This is a genomic window from Streptomyces sp. NPDC043746 (assembly GCF_056436485.1).
This window is the reverse complement of the sequence record NZ_JBWKCM010000021.1, coordinates 27,765-46,617: the sequence shown is the minus strand read 5'-3', so window position 1 is coordinate 46,617 and position 18,853 is coordinate 27,765. Positions and strand designations below refer to the sequence as shown.

The 18,853-nt window shown below is 71.7% G+C and carries 13 protein-coding genes; 10 read left to right on the top strand and 3 right to left on the bottom strand.

Annotation, left to right across the window (positions count from 1 at the left end; translation table 11 throughout):
- Positions 1-324: 324 nt before the first annotated feature.
- The 5 genes from AC0682_RS21945 to AC0682_RS21925 all read left to right on the top strand — a co-directional run bounded on the left by AC0682_RS21945 (position 325) and on the right by AC0682_RS21925 (position 6,981).
- Positions 325-1,068, top strand: a complete 744-nt coding sequence (locus AC0682_RS21945) for an NUDIX hydrolase (protein ID WP_478534749.1) — start codon at positions 325-327, stop codon at positions 1,066-1,068.
- 284 nt (positions 1,069-1,352) lie between these two features.
- Entirely contained in the window at positions 1,353-3,089 is a 1,737-nt protein-coding gene (locus tag AC0682_RS21940) for an ATP-binding cassette domain-containing protein (RefSeq protein WP_478534748.1), read from the top strand.
- 160 nt (positions 3,090-3,249) lie between these two features.
- Entirely contained in the window at positions 3,250-4,140 is an 891-nt protein-coding gene (locus AC0682_RS21935) for a FadR/GntR family transcriptional regulator (RefSeq protein ID WP_254811501.1), read from the top strand.
- 323 nt (positions 4,141-4,463) lie between these two features.
- Positions 4,464-6,014: an RNA polymerase sigma factor gene (locus tag AC0682_RS21930; protein WP_254811500.1), complete on the top strand. Its 1,551-nt coding sequence runs from the start codon at positions 4,464-4,466 to the stop codon at positions 6,012-6,014.
- Positions 6,015-6,150: 136 nt separating this feature from the next.
- Positions 6,151-6,981: a serine protease gene (locus AC0682_RS21925; RefSeq protein WP_478534747.1), complete on the top strand. Its 831-nt coding sequence runs from the start codon at positions 6,151-6,153 to the stop codon at positions 6,979-6,981.
- Positions 6,982-7,093: 112 nt separating this feature from the next.
- Here AC0682_RS21925 and AC0682_RS21920 read toward each other — a convergent pair whose 3' ends face one another.
- The gene (locus AC0682_RS21920) at positions 7,094-7,324 is read right to left on the bottom strand and encodes a DUF7455 domain-containing protein (RefSeq protein ID WP_018488304.1); all 231 of its coding nucleotides are present in this window, start codon (positions 7,322-7,324) and stop codon (positions 7,094-7,096) included.
- Between the two features lie 447 nt (positions 7,325-7,771).
- Between AC0682_RS21920 and AC0682_RS21915 the strand changes: the two genes are divergently transcribed.
- From AC0682_RS21915 to AC0682_RS21905, 3 genes are all read left to right on the top strand, one after another.
- The gene (locus tag AC0682_RS21915) at positions 7,772-9,898 is read left to right on the top strand and encodes a DNA gyrase/topoisomerase IV subunit B (protein WP_254811499.1); all 2,127 of its coding nucleotides are present in this window, start codon (positions 7,772-7,774) and stop codon (positions 9,896-9,898) included.
- Positions 9,899-10,132: 234 nt separating this feature from the next.
- Positions 10,133-10,600 (top strand): DUF485 domain-containing protein, encoded by a 468-nt coding sequence (locus AC0682_RS21910; protein WP_254813177.1) that lies wholly within the window; start codon positions 10,133-10,135, stop codon positions 10,598-10,600.
- The gene (locus tag AC0682_RS21905) at positions 10,597-12,189 is read left to right on the top strand and encodes a solute symporter family protein (RefSeq protein WP_478534746.1); all 1,593 of its coding nucleotides are present in this window, start codon (positions 10,597-10,599) and stop codon (positions 12,187-12,189) included. Before AC0682_RS21910 ends, AC0682_RS21905 begins: the two co-directional genes overlap by 4 nt.
- 177 nt (positions 12,190-12,366) lie before the next feature.
- Here the strand turns inward: AC0682_RS21905 and AC0682_RS21900 are convergent, their stop codons facing one another.
- Complete coding sequence (locus tag AC0682_RS21900) at positions 12,367-13,644, bottom strand: citrate/2-methylcitrate synthase (RefSeq protein WP_478534745.1); 1,278 nt, start codon at positions 13,642-13,644, stop codon at positions 12,367-12,369.
- A gap of 111 nt (positions 13,645-13,755) precedes the next feature.
- Between AC0682_RS21900 and AC0682_RS21895 the strand changes: the two genes are divergently transcribed.
- Positions 13,756-14,910, top strand: a complete 1,155-nt coding sequence (locus AC0682_RS21895; RefSeq protein ID WP_478534744.1) for a citrate synthase — start codon at positions 13,756-13,758, stop codon at positions 14,908-14,910.
- A gap of 34 nt (positions 14,911-14,944) precedes the next feature.
- Positions 14,945-16,048: a CobW family GTP-binding protein gene (locus tag AC0682_RS21890; RefSeq protein ID WP_254811497.1), complete on the top strand. Its 1,104-nt coding sequence runs from the start codon at positions 14,945-14,947 to the stop codon at positions 16,046-16,048.
- A gap of 120 nt (positions 16,049-16,168) precedes the next feature.
- Here the strand turns inward: AC0682_RS21890 and AC0682_RS21885 are convergent, their stop codons facing one another.
- Positions 16,169-18,622 (bottom strand): DNA gyrase/topoisomerase IV subunit A, encoded by a 2,454-nt coding sequence (locus tag AC0682_RS21885; protein ID WP_254811496.1) that lies wholly within the window; start codon positions 18,620-18,622, stop codon positions 16,169-16,171.
- Positions 18,623-18,853: the final 231 nt, after the last annotated feature.

Below are 18,853 nucleotides of genomic sequence, written 5' to 3'. Positions count from 1 at the left end.
CGCCCCACGGCTCCACCTCTCCTGCTCTTAATCCCCCCCCCCACCCCCCCCCCCCCCCCCTCCCCCCCCCCCCCCCCCCCCCCACCCCCCCCCCCCCCCCCCCCCCCCCCGAGCCGGGACCCGCGGCTGTCTTCCGCTCGCCGGACAGCCGCCCTGTCCTTGACCGGTCAGGAGGGGGCGCCGGAGGCCCGGAGCGGGCGGCCCGGGGCAGACAGCCTCGAACTCCCCCCAACCCGGGCCCCGTCCGGCCCCTGACGCGGAATTCCTGATCACCGGAGCACCGAAGGGAGTGTTTATCGTCAGGCAGACGACTATGATCGCGGCATGCCGCCCTACGACCCGTCGAACTTCCCGCCCTTCGCCGTCACCGTGGACCTGGTCGTGCTCACGGTGCGCCGCCACGCACTCTGCGCGCTGGTGGTCCGCCGTGGGGAGACGCCGTTCCAGGGCCGGTGGGCGCTGCCCGGCGGATTCGTCCGGGCCGACGAGGACCTCGGGTCGGCGGCGGCGCGCGAACTCGTCGAGGAGACCGGGCTCTGCGCCCACGATCCGGCGAAGCCGACCCTGGGCAACGGAGCGCACCTGGAACAGCTGGCCACCTACGGGGATCCGGCGAGGGACCCCCGGATGCGGGTCGTCAGCGTCGCCCACCTCGCCCTCGCGCCGGACCTGCCGGCCCCCCGTGCGGGCGGGGACGCCCACAGCGCGCGCTGGGCGCCCGTGGACGACCTGCTCAGGCAGGGCGCGGAGGCCACTCCGCTCGCGTTCGATCACGCCCGGATCCTCGCCGACGGGGTGGAGCGCGCCCGCTCCAAGATCGAATACTCCTCGCTGGCCACGGCGTTCTGCCCGTCCGAGTTCACCGTCGGGGAGCTGCGCCGGGTGTACGAGGCGGTGTGGGGCGTGGTCCTCGACCCCCGCAACTTCCACCGCAAGGTCACCGGAACGCCCGGCTTCCTGGTGCCTTCCGGTGGGACCACCACGCGGCAGGGCGGCCGACCCGCGCAGCTGTTCCGGGCCGGGGCGGCCACGGTGCTCAATCCGCCCATGCTGCGGCCGGAAGTCTGAGACCGCCGCCGACGGAGGCCGAGGCGGCGGGAGTACCGCCGTCGGACGAGCGGAAGCCGTGGGAGCGCCGGCCTGGGCGGGCGGACGTCGCGGGGCCGTTGTCGGCAGAAGCGGAGGCCGCGGGAGCGCCGTCGGAAGGAAGTGCCGGGCTTCGCCCGCCCCGCAGTGCGGAACACCCGCGGGCGCACTGCTGCATCAAAAGTCGGAAATGTCGCGTTATGTTGCTGCGGTACCCCTCTGCCGCCGAGCGGTCTCACCTTCCGCGAGAGAACGCGAGAGAAGCGATGCTCCAGGCCATCGGACTCACCAGCACTCCCCGCCGCAACGCTCCGCCCGCCGTGGACGATCTGACCTTCGAGGCCCCGCCCGGCCGGGTCACCGCTCTGCTGGGCGCCCCGGGCTCGGGCAAGACCGCGGCCCTGCGGCTGATGCTCGAACTCGACTCGGGCCGGGGGGTCGCCTACTTCCGGGGTCGGCCGCTGCACCGCATCGCCCACCCGGCGCGTGAGGTGGGCGTGCTGCTCGGTGATGTGCCCGGCCATCCCTCCCGTACGGTCCGGGGCCAGTTGCGGATGCTCTGCGCCGCCGCCGGAACGCCTGTGGCCAGGGCTGACGAGATGCTCGAAGTCGTCGGTCTGGCCGGGCTCGGGGATCAGCGCCTCGGCACGCTCTCGGTGGGGATGGACCGCCGCCTCGGCCTCGCCTCCGCCCTGCTCGGAGATCCGCACACCCTGGTCCTGGACGACCCCGCCGAGGGTCTTTCCCCGCGCGAGAACAGCTGGTTGCACGGGCTGTTGCGCGCCTACGCGGCTCAGGGCGGAGCCGTCCTGTACGCCACCGCCGACCCCAAGGAGGCCGCCCGCACGGCCGATCGCGTCGTCACTCTCGACGCCGGCCGGCTCGTCGCGGACCAGGACGTCACCGACTTCGCCCGTACCCGGCTCCGGCCCCGTGTCGCCGTCCGCACCCCGCATGCGGCCCGGCTCGCCGCCGTCGTCAGCCAGGAGGCGCGCGCCGCGCAGCGGTCCGTCGAGGTGGTCCCCGAGGCCAACGGCCGGGTGACCGTGTACGGCTCGACCTGCGCCGAGATCGGAGACACCGCCTTCCGCCACGGCGTCCCCGTCCACCAACTCGCCGACGAGGTCGGGGACACCGGACCCGCCGCCCCGCCCGCGGGCGGCACCGAGGCGCACCGGCCCTCTGCCGCCCACCTCTCCGCACTGCCGCCGCCCATCCGGGCCCGCCCCGCCCGAGGGCCGCTGCGCCCGCTCCGCTACGAGCTGCGGCGCTCCCTCGGGGTCCGTACGACGACCCTGATCATGGCCTCTGTGCTGCTGGCCTCCGCAGTGCTCTCCGTCCTGCTCGCCCGCACCGGTTCCACGCCCCTGCCACGCGCGCTCGCCGCCTGGCCCGAAGTGCTGCCGCTGCCCCCGGCCGCCCTGGGTGCGGGCATCCTGGGCGCCCTCTCCTTCGGTGACGAGTTCCGCTACCCCGCGCTCGCCGGCGGACGCGGCACCGTGCCCCGGCGGATCGGCCTGCTGCTGGCCAAACTCACGGTGACCGCCGGGTTCGCCCTCCTGCTGGCCGCCCTCGCCGTCGTCTGCGGGGCGCAGTGCCTCCGGCTCTTCTACGGGCCGGAGTTGATCACAGTGCCCGCCAACGCCACTGCTCTCGGCGCTAGTTGGGCGGGGCTGACCGTGGGATGCGCCTGGGCCGGGCTGCTGGCGGCGGGCGTCTTCCGGGTGACCGGCGCGGGCGTCGCCGCCGTACTGGCCGTACCGGTGCTGGTGGTTCCGCTGGTGCAGAAGGTGTTCGCGGCCCCGTCCGCGCGTTCGGTCACCGGCCTCCCGGGCCGACTGCGTGAACTGGCCTGGTGGCAACTGCCCCAGGAGGTCGACCGCTGGGTCCTGGCGCTCGCGCGGGTGGTCGCGCAGCCCGTGGGTGCAGCGCTCACCCTGTCGTTGTCCGCCCTTGTCTGCGCGTATCTGTTCACCAGCCTTCGCGGAAAGGTGCGTTGGTGATCACCGCGGTCCGGCGTCGAGGGGAGGAGCCCGTAACTCGCTAGAAAATGCCTGGTTCATGCAGATATGGCGTCAATTGCGGCGCGAGCGCCGATCACCCTTTCGTGTGCTTTTCACCAAAGACCTCAAGGGGCGGGCGAGCCGCGCCGACAAAGGATGCGTGAGTACCCTTGCGCACACCATGATGACCGCCGCCCGCTCCGCCGACTCCGGCCTGGCCGGCTCGGGCGAACTCGATCGCTACCCCTACGCGGAGACGTCGGCCGGAGAGCGCGCCGCGGCCCGGCCCTGGGGCGGCTCCGATTCAGAGTTGGGGCGGGCGAGCCGGCGGGGCGCGGCCAGCCGCGGGCGCGGCCTGCACGGCCAACTCGTCCAGCAGCTGGGCCAGATGATCGTCTCCGGTGACCTCGGCGCGGACCGCCCGCTCGTCCCGGAGGAGATCGGCCAGCGGTTCGAGGTCTCCCGCACCGTCGTCCGCGAGTCCCTGCGGGTCCTGGAGGCCAAGGGGCTCGTCAGCGCGCGCCCCAATGTGGGTACGCGGGTCCGCCCGGTCAGCGACTGGAACCTGCTGGACCCCGACATCATCGAGTGGCGCGCCTTCGGCCCGCACCGCGACGACCAGCGCCGGGAGCTGGCCGAGCTGCGCTGGACCATCGAGCCGCTCGCCGCCCGCCTCGCCGCCGGCCATGGCCGCGAGGACCTCCAGCAGCGCCTCGGCGACATGGTGGAGATCATGGGGCACGCGATGGGGCAGGGGGACACGATCACCTTCTCCCGCGCCGACGCGGAGTTCCACGCCCTGCTCATCCAGGCCGCGGGCAACCGGATGCTCGAACACCTTTCCGGCATCGTCTCGGCCGCCCTGCACGTCTCCGGCGGCCCGGTCACCGGCTGCGACCGGCCGGGTGACGCCTCGCTCGCCCACCACGCGCGCATCGTCGACGCCCTGGCGTCGGGCGACTCCGCGGGCGCCGAGACGGCCATGCGCCAGCTGCTCGTCGTCCACCCCGACGTGGACCGCGTGGTGCCCGCCCCCCGCGAGCAGCACTGACCGGCCCACGGCCGGGGTGGACAGGCCCTGTGCCGCCGGACCGCACGGGTCCGGCGGCATCATGGTGAGAGGATGCCCGTCCTGGCAGGTTTCGTCGCGAATGGAGTGTGACTCGGGCCACGCGGATTGGGCGTAACACTCCTCGAAGCAGCGCGATGACTTAAGAGGTGACCGCCGCAGAAGGAATACAGCAGCCCTCGGGCGCGCTGTTCAGTTCTGAGGCCAAACCCGCGCCGTCGACGACATCCCCAGTCGACGGACGTCGGTTCCCGCCCTCCCAGGGCAGGGCCGGAAGCCGTTTCCATCGTTCCGAGAGGTTGTTCGTGTCGGCCAGCACATCCCGTACGCTCCCGCCGGAGATCGCCGAGTCCGAGTCTGTGATGGCGCTCATCGAGCGGGGAAAGGCTGATGGGCAGATCGCCGGCGATGACGTGCGTCGGGCCTTCGAGGCTGACCAGATTCCGCCAACCCAGTGGAAGAACGTTCTGCGCAGCCTCAACCAGATCCTCGAGGAAGAGGGTGTGACGCTGATGGTCAGTGCCGCGGAGTCGCCGAAACGCGCCCGCAAGAGCGTCGCAGCGAAGAGCCCGGTCAAGCGCACCGCCACCAAGACTGTCGCGGCCAAGACCACCGTGACCCGGACCGTCGCGGCCACCGCCGCCCCGACGGCCGAGAGCGCGGACGGGGCGGCCGACGACACCGTCGCGCCCGCCCCCGCGAAGAAGGCCGCAGCCAAGAAGACGGCTGCCAAGAAGACCGCCGTGAAGAAGACGGCGGCCAAGAAGACGGCGGCGAAGAAGTCCGGCAAGCAGGACGACGAGCTGCTCGACGGTGACGAGGCCGTCGAAGAGGTCAAGGCGGGCAAGGGCGGCGAGGAAGAGGAGGCCGAGGGCGAGAACAAGGGCTTCGTCCTCTCCGACGACGACGAGGACGACGCGCCTGCCCAGCAGGTCGCCGTCGCCGGAGCCACCGCCGACCCGGTCAAGGACTACCTCAAGCAGATCGGCAAGGTTCCCCTCCTCAACGCCGAGCAGGAGGTCGAACTCGCCAAGCGCATCGAGGCCGGTCTCTTCGCCGAGGACAAGCTCGCCAACGCGGACAAGCTGGCGCCGAAGCTCAAGCGCGAGCTGGAGATCATCGCCGAGGACGGCCGCCGAGCCAAGAACCACCTCCTGGAGGCCAACCTCCGTCTGGTGGTCTCCCTGGCCAAGCGCTACACCGGCCGCGGCATGCTCTTCCTGGACCTGATCCAGGAGGGCAACCTCGGTCTGATCCGCGCGGTCGAGAAGTTCGACTACACCAAGGGCTACAAGTTCTCCACGTACGCCACCTGGTGGATCCGTCAGGCGATCACCCGCGCCATGGCCGACCAGGCCCGCACCATCCGTATCCCGGTGCACATGGTCGAGGTCATCAACAAGCTCGCGCGCGTCCAGCGCCAGATGCTCCAGGACCTGGGCCGTGAGCCCACCCCGGAGGAGCTGGCCAAGGAGCTGGACATGACTCCCGAGAAGGTCATCGAGGTCCAGAAGTACGGCCGCGAGCCGATCTCGCTGCACACCCCGCTCGGCGAGGACGGCGACAGCGAGTTCGGCGACCTCATCGAGGACTCCGAGGCCGTCGTCCCGGCGGACGCGGTCAGCTTCACGCTCCTCCAGGAGCAGCTGCACTCGGTGCTCGACACGCTCTCCGAGCGTGAGGCCGGCGTGGTCTCGATGCGCTTCGGCCTCACCGACGGCCAGCCCAAGACGCTGGACGAGATCGGCAAGGTCTACGGCGTGACGCGTGAGCGCATCCGTCAGATCGAGTCGAAGACGATGTCGAAGCTCCGCCACCCGTCGCGTTCCCAGGTCCTGCGCGACTACCTGGACTAGAACACAGGGCGGAAGATTCACCGGTGAGGGCCCGGATCCCCAGGGATCCGGGCCCTCCGGCGTGTCCACGGGGGCGGAGCGGGACGGGCTGGATCACGCTGGGTGAAACGTTTCCACCTCAGCGTCAGGAGCCCCCATGCCCCGTCCCGTCGTCCGTGCCCTGACCGGGGTGCTCGCCCTGACCGCCGGGGCCTTCGTCACGCCGCTCGCCGCGCCGCTCCCGGCGGCCGCGGACAGCGTCGTCGTCGGCGGTCGGCCCGCCCCCGTGGCGGACAGCCCCTGGGTGGTGGCGCTGTCGAGCCGGGACCGGTTCGGGGGAGCGCGCTCGGGCCAGTTCTGCGGCGGGGTCGTCGTGGCGCCGACGAAGGTCCTGACAGTCGCCCACTGTCTGGGTGAAGAGGCGCTCGGCGGGCCGGTGAGCCGGGTGAGGGACCTGCGCGTCATCGCCGGACGGGAGCGGTTGAGCGATACGACCGGCCAGGAGATCCCGGTCCGGGGGGTCTGGGTCAATCCGGCGTACGACCCCGACACCAACGCCGGGGACCTCGCGGTGCTCACCCTCTCCCGGGCGCTGCCGAGGAGCAGCGTGATCGCGGCGGCCCGGGCAGGGGACGAGGCGTACCGGCCCGGTACGGGCGCGGCGGTCTACGGGTGGGGGGACACGACCGGAGCGGGTACCTACGCTTCGGTGCTGCGCTCCGCCCGCGTCCAGGTCCTGCCGGACGCCGAGTGCGCCCGCGCCTACCCGGGCGGCCGGGAGGGCACGTACGACGCCTCAGGGATGCTCTGTGCGGGCGATCCCAGGGGCGGGCGGGATGCGTGCCAGGGCGACAGCGGCGGGCCGCTGGTGGCCCGTGGGCGGCTCATCGGGCTGGTCTCCTGGGGGAGCGGCTGCGGCCGCCCGGGCAGCCCCGGGGTGTACACCCGGGTCTCCGCCGCCCTGAAGTGGGCGGAGGGGCGTGTCTGAGCGGGCTGTGCAGGCTGCCGGACGCGCGAGAACGGGCGGCAACCCCGGTGGTGGGGGTGCCGCCCGTCGGCCGGTCCTGGACCGGCCCCTGGCTCGTCGTGGATGCGAGGTGTCAGCGGTCCTCGTCGGCTGCGGTCGCCTGCACGGCGGTGAGCCGATCCGTCTCATCCTGTATTTCCGCGGCGATCTTCTTGAGTTCCGGCTCGAACTTGCGCCCGTGGTGGGCGCAGAAGAGCAGTTCACCGCCGCTGATCAGGACGACGCGCAGATAGGCCTGGGCGCCGCAACGGTCACAGCGGTCTGCTGCGGTCAGCGGGCTCGCGGGGGTCAGAACAGTAGTCACGTCGCCTCTTCTCTAGCTCGACGAGCTGTCGTACCAGGGTCAACATCCAACCAGGCCGAAAACGTTCCCGCTCGTGGCTTTTCTTCGAAACTTCTTCTCGGTGTGGCTGTCAGTTGCCGGTTGGCGGCGAATGTGCCGTATGCGGAGCGCTACGGTTTCGCATTGCTTGTCTCGGGGGTGGGTCCCTCCGGCCGGCTTGCCGGTTTGTTCATGAGGACGTGCCCGGAGCCTAAATGGTTCATGCCTCGAAGGGAACGTGATGTGCACGTCACTCCGACAACTGATCGAACATCCATGCGAGCCAGGGTGAGGCTCGACTAGCATGAGGATTCCCCGAGGGTGGCGTTACAACCGCTCTACCAGGCCTCTGTAGGCTCTCAGCGGCAACCGAAGCCGACCGTGATACCCACATGGGGCCCAGATGAAATTCAGCGAGGAGCGAACCGCGTGACCGCCGAAACGTCCGTGCCGTCCACCGCGATGCTGGCCGCAGCAGGCGGTGACCGGGACAGTTCCAACTACACCGCGCGGCACCTCCTCGTCCTCGAAGGGCTCGAGGCGGTCCGCAAGCGCCCCGGGATGTACATCGGGTCCACCGACAGCCGTGGTCTCATGCACTGCCTCTGGGAGATCATCGACAACTCCGTCGACGAGGCCCTCGGCGGCCACTGTGACCTGATCGAGGTAATCCTCCACGACGACGCCTCCGTGGAGGTCCGGGACAACGGCCGCGGCATCCCCGTGGATGTGGAGCCCAAGACCGGTCTCTCCGGCGTCGAGGTCGTCATGACCAAGCTGCATGCCGGCGGCAAGTTCGGCGGCGGCTCCTACGCGGCCTCCGGCGGCCTTCACGGCGTCGGCGCCTCCGTGGTCAACGCCCTCTCCGCCCGGCTGGACGTCGAGGTCGACCGCAGCAGCGCGACCCACTCCATCAGCTTCCGCCGCGGCGTGCCCGGCATGTTCACCGAGCAGGGCCCGGACAGCCCCTTCGACCCGGCCAACGGCCTCCGCAAGGGCAAGCGGGTCCCCAAGACCCGCACCGGTACCCGGGTGCGGTACTGGGCGGACCGGCAGATCTTCCTCAAGGACGCCAAGCTCAACCTGGAGACGCTCCACCAGCGGGCCCGCCAGACCGCATTCCTCGTCCCCGGCCTGACGATCATCGTCCGCGACGAGCGGGGGATCGACGGCGAGGGCAAGACGGAGGAGACGTTCCGCTTCGACGGGGGCATCAGCGAGTTCTGCGAGTACCTGGCGCAGGACAAGGCCGTCTGCGACGTCCAGCGGCTGACCGGCACCGGCACCTTCAAGGAGACCGTCCCCGTCCTCGACGACCGCGGCCACATGACCGCGACCGAGGTCACCCGCGAGCTGGGCGTCGACATCGCGCTGCGCTGGGGCACCGGCTACGACACCACCATCAGGTCCTTCGTCAACATCATCGCCACCCCCAAGGGCGGCACCCACGTCACCGGCTTCGAGCGCTCGCTCACCAAGACGGTGAACGAAGCGCTCCGCTCCGCGAAGCTGCTCCGGGTCGCCGAGGACGACGTGGTCAAGGACGACGCCCTCGAAGGGCTCACCGCCGTCGTCACCGTACGGCTGGCGGAGCCGCAGTTCGAGGGGCAGACCAAGGAGGTGCTCGGCACCTCGGCGGCCAACCGGATCGTCGCCGCCGTGGTCGCCAGGGAACTGAAGGCGTTCCTGACCTCCACCAAGCGGGACGCCAAGGCCCAGGCCCGCGCCGTCCTGGAGAAGGCCGTCGCCGCCGCCCGTACGCGGATCGCGGCCCGCCAGCACAAGGACGCCCAGCGCCGCAAGACCGCGCTGGAGTCCTCCTCGCTCCCGGCCAAGCTCGCCGACTGCCGCAGCGACGACGTCGAGCGCAGCGAGCTGTTCATCGTCGAGGGGGACTCGGCGCTCGGCACCGCCAAGCTGGCCCGGAACAGCGAGTTCCAGGCACTCCTGCCGATCCGCGGCAAGATCCTCAACGTCCAGAAGTCGTCCGTCTCGGACATGCTGAAGAACGCCGAGTGCGGCGCCATCATCCAGGTCATAGGGGCCGGTTCCGGGCGGACCTTCGACATCGACGCCGCCCGCTACGGCAAGGTCATCATGATGACCGACGCGGATGTGGACGGTTCCCACATCCGCACGCTGCTGCTCACCCTCTTCCAGCGCTACATGCGCCCGATGGTCGAGGCCGGACGGGTCTTCGCGGCGGTGCCCCCGCTGCACCGGATCGAGCTGGTCCAGCCCAAGAAGGGCCAGGACAAGTACGTGTACACGTACTCGGACAGCGAGCTGCGCCAGACGCTGCTGGAGTTCCAGCGCAAGAACGTCCGCGTCAAGGAGACCATCCAGCGCTACAAGGGCCTCGGTGAGATGGACGCCGACCAGCTGGCGGAGACCACGATGGACCCGCGCCACCGCACCCTGCGCCGGATCAACATCGGGGACCTGGACTCCGCCGAGCAGGTCTTCGACCTCCTGATGGGCAACGAGGTCGCGCCCCGCAAGGAGTTCATCACCAGCTCCGCGGCGACCCTGGACCGTTCGCGCATCGACGCCTGATCCGCTCGGCCCACCGGCCCCCGTCCTCCCGCACCACCGGGAGGGCGGGGGCCGCTCCCGTTTCCCGGCCCGTAGCGCTGCCGTTCGGGACTTCTGTCACCTGAAGAGGTGAATTCGGGCGAATGGCCCGCCCGCGGGCTTCCGTCACCGCCCATGGTGGGCCACGCGGCCGAAAAGGTCTGTGGACAAGGGAGTTGCTCGGTGGAGAAGGAAGCAGGGCCGACGGCCGCGGGAGTGCGGTTCGACGACCCGTGGTACGAGGCGTCGGCCGCGGGCTGGGACGAGGCGGACGGCCGGCAGGTCGCGCCGGAGGGCGGCGCACCCGGGTCCGGTGACCCGCGACCCGCGTCCGGCGTGGCCGAAATCTATCTGGAGGTGCACCGGAGCGAGGCCTTCCGCGAGGTGCGCCGCCGCTACCGCCGCTTCGTGGCGCCCGCCGCCCTCGCCTTCCTCCTCTGGTACCTCGCGTACGTCGTCGCGGCCACCACGGCGCCCGCGCTGATGGCCCGCCCGGTCGCCGGAGCGGTCAATGTGGCGATGGTGGCGGGGCTCGGCCAGTTCCTCACCACCTTCCTCCTCACCTGGGCCTACGCCCGCCACGCACGGCTGCGCAGGGACCGGGCCGCGCTCGATCTGCGGTGGGACACCCAGGAGCTGACGCGGGGGCTGGCAGAACAGCCGAGGGGAGGGTCCGGCCGGTGAGAGGCGACCACCAGACACTCGCCCTGCTGCTGTTCTGCGCGTTCATCGCGGTGACCCTCTTCATCACCACCTGGGTCAGCCGCAACCGGCAGGGCTCCGCCGAGGAGTTCTACGCCGGAGGGCGCCTGTTCTCCCCCATGGAGAACGGATTCGCCATCGCCGGCGACTACATGTCCGCCGCCTCGTTCCTCGGCATCTCCGGACTGATCGCCCTCTTCGGCTACGACGGCATGCTCTACTCGGTGGGCTTCCTGGTCGCCTGGCTCGTCGTCCTGCTGCTCGTGGCCGAACTCGTCCGCAACTGCGGCCGGTTCACCCTCGCCGACGTGGTCGCCGCCCGGATGGCCGAGCGCCCGGTCCGTACCGCGCTCGGCACCTCCTCCGTCACCGTCTCCGTGCTCTACCTCGTCGCCCAGATGGTCGGCGCGGGCTCCCTGGTGGCCTTGCTGCTCGGAGGGACGAGCGGCGCGGCCCGGTCGTGGACCGTGGTCGGCGTCGGCGCGCTGATGGTCGTCTACGTCTCCTTCGGAGGGATGCGCGCCACCACCTGGATCCAGATCGTCAAGGCCGTGCTGCTGATGGGCGGGGCCGTCGCCCTCACCGTGCTCGTCCTGCTGCACTTCCGCGGGGACGTCAACCACCTGCTCAACACCGCCGCCGAGCGCAGCGGCCACGGCAAGGACTTCCTCGCTCCCGGTCTGCGCTACGGCGGCGACTGGATCTCCCGGTTCGACTTCATCAGCCTGGGCGTCGCCCTCGTCCTCGGCACGGCGGGGCTGCCGCACATCCTGGCCCGCTTCTACACCGTGCCCACCGCCCGCGCCGCGCGCCGGTCCGTCGTCTGGTCCATCGGCCTCATCGGCAGCTTCTACCTGATGACGATCGTGCTCGGCTTCGGCGCCGCAGCCCTGGTGGGCTCCGCCGACGTCCGCGCCTCCAACGCGGCGGGGAACACCGCCGTACCGCTGCTCGCCCTGGTGCTCGGCGGCGGTGAGGGGTCCACCGGCGGAACGGTTCTCTTCGCCGTCGTCGCCGCCATCGCCTTCGCCACCATCCTCGCCGTCGTCGCGGGCATCACGCTCGCCTCCTCGGCCTCCGTCGCCCACGACCTCTACGCCTCGCTCCGCCGCCCCGGGCGCAAGCCGTACGGCGAAGTGGCCGTCGCCCGGGTCGCCGCCGCCGGCATCGGGGCGGTCGCCATCGCGCTCGGCCTGCTCGCGCAGAACCTGAACGTGGCCTTCCTGGTCGGCCTCGCCTTCGCCGTGGCCGCATCCGCCAACCTTCCGGCCCTGCTCTACACCCTGTTCTGGCGGAACTTCACCACCCGGGGCGCGGTCTGGGCGGTGTACGGGGGGCTTGTCCCGGCGGTCGTCCTGGTCGCGGTCTCACCCGTCGTGTCGGGCAGCCCCGCGTCGCTCTTCCCGGGCGTCGACTTCCAGCTCTTCCCGCTGGAGAACCCGGGACTCGTCTCGATCCCGCTCGGCTTCCTGGCGGGGTGGCTCGGCACGGTCACCTCACGCGAGAAGCCGGACGAGGCCAGGCACGCCGAGACGGAGGTCCGGGCGCTGACGGGGGCGGGGGCGGCGTAGGAGCGTACGTACGGGTGCGGGGGCGCGGAAACACGGGCTACGGCGACGGGGGGCGGTGTGATTCCCGGGCCCTGGGCTCCTCGACCCGCCGCCCACGTGTACCGGTGCTCCGGGCGGCCCGTCCCGCCGTACCGCGGTCTCAGCCGGACCTGCCCCCGGGGTCCGGACTCCACGGTCCTACGGGACGGGCTGCGGCGGCCTGGGGCCCGTGTACTGCCCGCTGGGGCGGATCCGCAGCGGGCGCTCCCCGTACTCCTCCAGCGCGTGCGCGATCCACCCCGCCGTACGGGAGACCGCGAACACCGTCTCGCCCGCCTCCGCGGCCATCCCGCAGGCCACGGAGAGGACGGCGAGCGCCAGGTCGATGTTGGCGGGCAGCGGTGCGTGGCGGGCCGTCGTGGCGACCACCTCCCGGGCCGCCGCCAGCGCCCCGGTCGCCTGCTCCACGTCCTCCAGCAGGGCGAACAGCGTCACGGCCCGCGGGTCCTCGGCCCGGTAGAGCCGGTGGCCCAGGCCCGGCACCCGGCGCCCGGTCCGCAGGTGGTCGGCGACCACGGGGACCGCGCTGCCCCGGTCCACGGCCTCCTGGAGCATGCGGTGGGCCAGCCCGCTCGCGGCACCGTGCAGCGGGCCCTCCAGGACCCCCAGACCGGCGGAGACCACGGCGTACGGATGGGCATGGGCCGAGGCGGCGACCCGGGCGGCCAGAGTGGAGGCCGCCAGGTCATGGTCGATCAGGAGGGTCAGGGCCGCGTCCAGGACGGCGAGGGCCGGGGCGTCGGCGGGCCGCGCGGTCAGCCGGGGCCACAGCTGCCGGGCCAGGGAATCCCCGCCGGTCTCTCCGCCCGGCCCTTCCCCGGCCACCGGAGCGCCCAGCACCGGCAATGCCCCCACCAGCGTCGGGATCAGGGCGCGCGCACTGCTCAGCACCGCCTCCGGCGAGAGGTCGAACCGCAGCGGGTCCATGGCGGCTGCGGCCGTCATCGCCGCCCGCAGCCGGTCCGTCGAGCCGCTGTGCGCGGGCAGCGCCGCCACCGCCCGGCGGGCCGCCGCCAGAGTCCGGGCGGGAGCCGCGAAGCGCGTGCCCGGCCGCAGTTCACCCGTCCACAGCCACTCCGCGACCTCCTCGTAGCTGTGGTGCCGGGCCAGCTCCGTCGCGTCGACCCCACGGAAGTAGTACCGGTCCTCCTCGATGAGGGTGATGCCCGTACGGAACACGAGGTCGCCCCCGGCCGGTGACGGATCGCGCCGCCCCGAGCGGCGGGCCAGGGCCCGCACCTCCTCGGCGTCGAACGTGCTGCCCCGGCCGCCGGGCGCCCGCACGCTGCTGAGCAGGCCCCGGCTGACGTACGCGTACACCGTCTCCGGTTTCACCCCCAGCAGTTCGGCCGCCTCGCGGGTGGTCAGCCGGTGCGCGTCCTGAGGCGCCGGGCCGGGCTCTGATTGATCCGTCATGGGGATCACCGTATCTACTCCGTCCAAACATTGATTCAATCAATATTGACGGATCTATCGTCAAGCATGAACAGTTGAATCAATGTTGCATGCACGGAGGAGAGACCGGCCATGACCACCATCCCTGCCATCCCCGCCGTCCCCCGCGGCCTCGCCGGCGTCGTCGTCACCGACACCGCCCTCGGCGATGTCCGCGGGCGCGAGGGCTTCTACCACTACCGCCAGTACTCGGCGATCGAGCTGGCGCGGACCCGCGGCTTCGAGGACGTCTGGTACCTGATGTTCCACGGGGAGCTGCCCGACCGGGCGGCGGCCGCCGACTTCGCGGCGCGTACGGCGCCGCTGCGCGTGCTCCCCGCCGACGTTCGCGAGGCGCTGCCCGCCATCGCCCGCGCGGGCGCCGTCTCCGGCCCGCTCGCCGGACTGCGTACGGCCCTGTCACTGCTCGGCGCCTCCGCCGGATTCCGCCCGGTCTACGACCTGGACGCCGACCGCCGCCGTACGGACGCGCTCGCCGCCTGCGCCGCCGTCCCCACGATCCTCACCGCGCTCCAGCGCCTGGGCCGGGGCCTCGAACCGGTCGAGCCCCGCGCGGATCTGCCGTACGCGGCCAACTACCTGTACATGCTCACCGGCAGTGAGCCGGAGCCCGACCGGGTGCGCGCGATCGAGCGGTATCTGATCTCCACGGTCGACCACGGCTTCAACGCCTCCACGTTCACCGCCCGCGTCGTCGCCTCCACCGGCGCCGACCTGGCCGCCTGCCTGGTCGCCGCCGTCGGCGCGCTCTCCGGGCCGCTGCACGGCGGGGCACCGAGCCGCGCGCTGGACACCCTGGACGCCATCGGCACCCCGGACCGCATCGACGGCTGGATCCGCGAGCAGGTCCTCTCCGGCCGCCGCATCATGGGCTTCGGCCACCCCGTCTACCGCACCGAGGACCCCCGCTCCCGGATGCTCAAGTCGATCGCCCAGGACTTCGGCGGGCCCCTCGTCGACTTCGCCGTGGAGGTCGAGCGCCGGGTGGAGGCCATCCTCGCCGAACTCAAGCCGGGGCGGGAGCTGCACACGAACGTGGAGTTCTACGCCGGGGTCGTCATGGAGCTGTGCGGGCTGCCGCGCGCGATGTTCACGCCCACCTTCGCCGCCGCGCGAGTGATCGGCTGGAGCGCCAATATCCTGGAGCAGGCGGAGGACTCGAAGATCATCCGCCCGGCGGCCCGCTACAGCGGCACCCCCGCGCCGCAGCCGGTCCCCGCTCCCTGACCGCCCACCCCGATCCACCCGAGGAAGGCCCCCGTTGACCCCGCCCCGCACCCAGCAGATCCCGGTCGTCGTCCTGGCGGGCTTCCTCGGCTCCGGCAAGACCACGCTCCTGAACCACCTCCTCCACAACCGCGCGGGCACCCGGATCGGCGTGATCGTCAACGACTTCGGGTCCATCGAGATCGACGCCATGACCGTCGCGGGGCAGGTCGGCTCGACGGTCTCCCTCGGCAACGGCTGCCTGTGCTGTGCGGTCGACGCGAGCGAACTCGACACCTTCCTGGAGAACCTGACCCGCCCCTCGGCCCGGCTGGACGTGATCGTCATCGAGGCGAGCGGCCTGGCCGAACCCCAGGAGCTGGTACGGATGCTGCTGGCCAGCGAGAACCCGCACATCCGGTACGGGGGACTGGTCGAGGTCGTCGACTCCGCCGAGTTCGACGGTCTCCGGGAGCGCCACCCGGAGATCGACCGCCATCTCGCCGTGGCGGATCTGGTGGTGCTGAACAAGACCGACCGGGTGGGGGAGGCCGAGCGGGAGCGGCTGCGGGCGACGGTCGCGGAGCTGAGCCGGTCCGCCGCCGTGATCTCCGCCGTGCACGGCCGGATCGACCCCGAGCTGCTCTTCGACCCCGCGCTGCGGCAGGACGGCGAGGAGAAGATCCGTCAGCTGACCTTCGAGGACCTGCTGCGGGAGGAGGCGGGCGAGGAGCGGTGCGGCGGGCACGGGGACCACGACGGCCACCTCCACGCGGCCTACGAGAGCGTCGACTTCACGTCGGACGTCCCCCTGGACCCGCGCCGCTTCATCGCGTTCCTGGACTCCCGGCCCGAAGGGCTCTACCGGATCAAGGGGTTCGCGGACTTCGGCGCGGGCGACCGTGAGAACAGGTACGCGCTCCACGCGGTCGGCCGGTTCCTGCGGTTCGTGCCGCAGCCGTGGGCGCGGGGCGAAGCGCGGCTCACCCAGCTCGTCCTGATCGGCGCCGGGATCGACGCCGAGGCGCTGCGCGAGGGGCTGGCCGCCTGCCGCGCGGAGCCGGGTCCCGAGGCCCCGGATGTCGAACGCGCCATGTGGGGCGTGCTCCGCTACGTACAACGGGAGCCGGATCCCGAGGACGCACCCGCGGAGGCCTGACGCCCCCGACCCGTACGGCGGGAGCGGCCCGGAGCCGTGAGACACCCCGGGAAATCCCCTGAAGCGGCCCGGAGACGTGGTGCCCCGGGCCGCTTCCCCGAGTACGGAAACGGGCGGCGCCTACTGCGGCGGCCCCGCGATCACGGCCACCGGCTGGAGCAGCGGCGTGCCGGAACCGTCGCGGCGCGGGTCCGGCTCCGGCAGCTTCGCCGGGGTGCCGTTCTTCTGCGCGGCGCGGGCGGGGGTGGCACCGGCCCAGGCGAAGACCAGGACGTCCTCCCCCTTCAGGAACCGCTGGCAGCGCACCCCGCCGGTCGCCCGGCCCTTGCGCGGATACTGGTCGAACGGGGTGAGCTTCGACGTCAGCACCGAGTCGTCCAGCGTCCCGTGCGAACCGGCCACCGTGAACACGACCGCGTCGGCCGCCGGGTCCACCGCCGTGAAGGACAGCACCTCGGCCCCCGCCGCCAGCTTGACGCCCGCCATGCCTCCGGCGGCCCGCCCCTGCGGACGCACCGAGGCCGCCGGATAGCGCAGCAGCTGGGCGTCGGAGGTGATGAAGACCAGGTCCTCCTCGCCCGTACGCAGCTCCGTCGCGCCCACGACGCGGTCACCGTCCCTGAGCGCGATGACCTCCAGCTCGTCCTTGTTGGCCGGATAGTCCGGCACGACCCGCTTCACCACGCCCTGGAGCGTGCCGATCGCCAGCCCCGGAGAGGCCTCGTCGAGCGTGGTGAGGCAGACCAGCTCCTCGTCCGCCTCCAGGGTGAGGAACTCCGAAATCATCGCCCCGCCCGAGAGGTTGGGCTCGGTGTGGGTGTCCGGCAGCTGCGGCAGGTCGATCACCGCAAGCCGCAGCAGCCGTCCGGTGGAGGTCACCGCCCCCACATCGCCGCGCGCCGTCGCCGCGACCGCCGAGACGATCACGTCGTGCTTGGTCCGCCGGGCGTCCTCGGCCACCTCCACCGGCTCCGCGTTGGCCGTACGGGCCAGCAGCCCCGTCGACGACAGCAGCACCCGGCACGGGTCGTCCGCGACCTCCAGCGGTACGGAGGCGATCTGCGAACCCGCCGACTCCAGCAGCACGGTGCGCCGGTCCGTGCCGAACTTCTTCGCCACCGCGGCCAGCTCCGAGGAGACCAGCTTGCGCAGCTCCGCGTCCGACTCCAGGATCGCCGTCAGCGCGTCGATCTCGCTGTTGAGCTTGGTGCGCTCGTCCTCCAGCTCGATCCGGTCGAAGCGGGTGAGCCGGCGCAGGGGGGTGTCCAGGATGTACTGCGTCTGGACCTCGCTCAGCGAGAAGCGCTCCATCAGGCGCTCCTTGGCCTGCGCCGAGTTGTCGCTGTCCCGGATGATCCGGATGACCTCGTCGATGTCGAGGAGGGCGACGAGCAGCCCCTCCACCAGGTGCAGCCGGTCGCGGCGCTTGCCGCGGCGGAACTCGCTGCGTCGGCGCACGACCTCGAAGCGGTGGTCGAGATAGACCTCCAGCAGTTCCTTGAGGCCCAGAGTGAGCGGCTGGCCGTCGACCAGCGCCACGTTGTTGATGCCGAAGGACTCCTCCATCGGAGTCAGCTTGTAGAGCTGCTCCAGCACCGCTTCCGGCACGAAGCCGTTCTTCACCTCGATGACCAGACGCAGGCCGTGCGCCCGGTCGGTGAGGTCCTTGACGTCCGCGATGCCCTGGAGCTTCTTCGCCGAGACCAGGTCCTTGATCTTGCCGATCACCTTCTCCGGGCCGACGGTGAAGGGCAGTTCGGTGACGACGAGGCCCTTGCGGCGGGGCGTCACGTTCTCCACGGCGACGGTGGCACGGATCTTGAACGTGCCGCGGCCGTTCGTGTACGCGTCCTTGATGCCGCCCAGGCCGACGATCCGGCCTCCGGTGGGCAGGTCGGGGCCGGGGACGAAACGCATCAGCGTCTCGATGTCGGCGCCCGGGTGCTTGATCAGATGGCGGGCGGCCGCGATGACCTCGCCCAGGTTGTGCGGGGGCATGTTCGTGGCCATGCCGACCGCGATGCCCGAGACGCCGTTGACCAGGAGGTTGGGGTAGGCGGCGGGGAGGACGACCGGCTCGCGCTCCTGGCCGTCGTAGTTCGACTGGAAGTCGACCGTGTCCTCGTCGATCGCCTCCGTCATCAGCGAGGTGGCGTCGGCCATCCGGCACTCGGTGTACCGCATCGCGGCCGGCGGGTCGTCGTTGCCCAGCGAGCCGAAGTTGCCGTGGCCGTCGACCAGGGGCAGCCGCATCGAGAAGGGCTGCGCCATCCGTACCAGGGCGTCGTAGATCGACGCGTCGCCGTGGGGGTGCAGCTTGCCCATGACCTCGCCGACGACGCGCGCGCACTTCACGTAGCCGCGGTCGGGGCGCAGCCCCATCTCGTTCATCTGGGACACGATGCGCCGGTGCACCGGCTTCATGCCGTCGCGGGCGTCGGGCAGGGCCCTGGAGTAGATCACCGAGTACGCGTACTCGAGGAAGGAGCCCTGCATTTCGTCGACGACGTCGATGTCGAGGATCTTCTCCTCGAAGTCGTCCGGCGGCGGGGTCTTCGTGCTACGGCGGGCCATCGCGGCTGCGACTCCTTCTCGGATTCACGGATTCTGATCGGTCAACCTGGGGTACTGATGCGGACCATTGTGGACCTCCGCACTGACAACGCGGACCTCGACCCGTCCGAAGCCGTCCCGGGCGGCGCGGCCCGGGACACCATGGACGGAAACTTCCGCGGAACGGGAACTTCGCCAGGTGCCGGTGCGCTTGCTTAGAGTGGCAGGTCTGGCAGGGAGTACCGGTCAGGA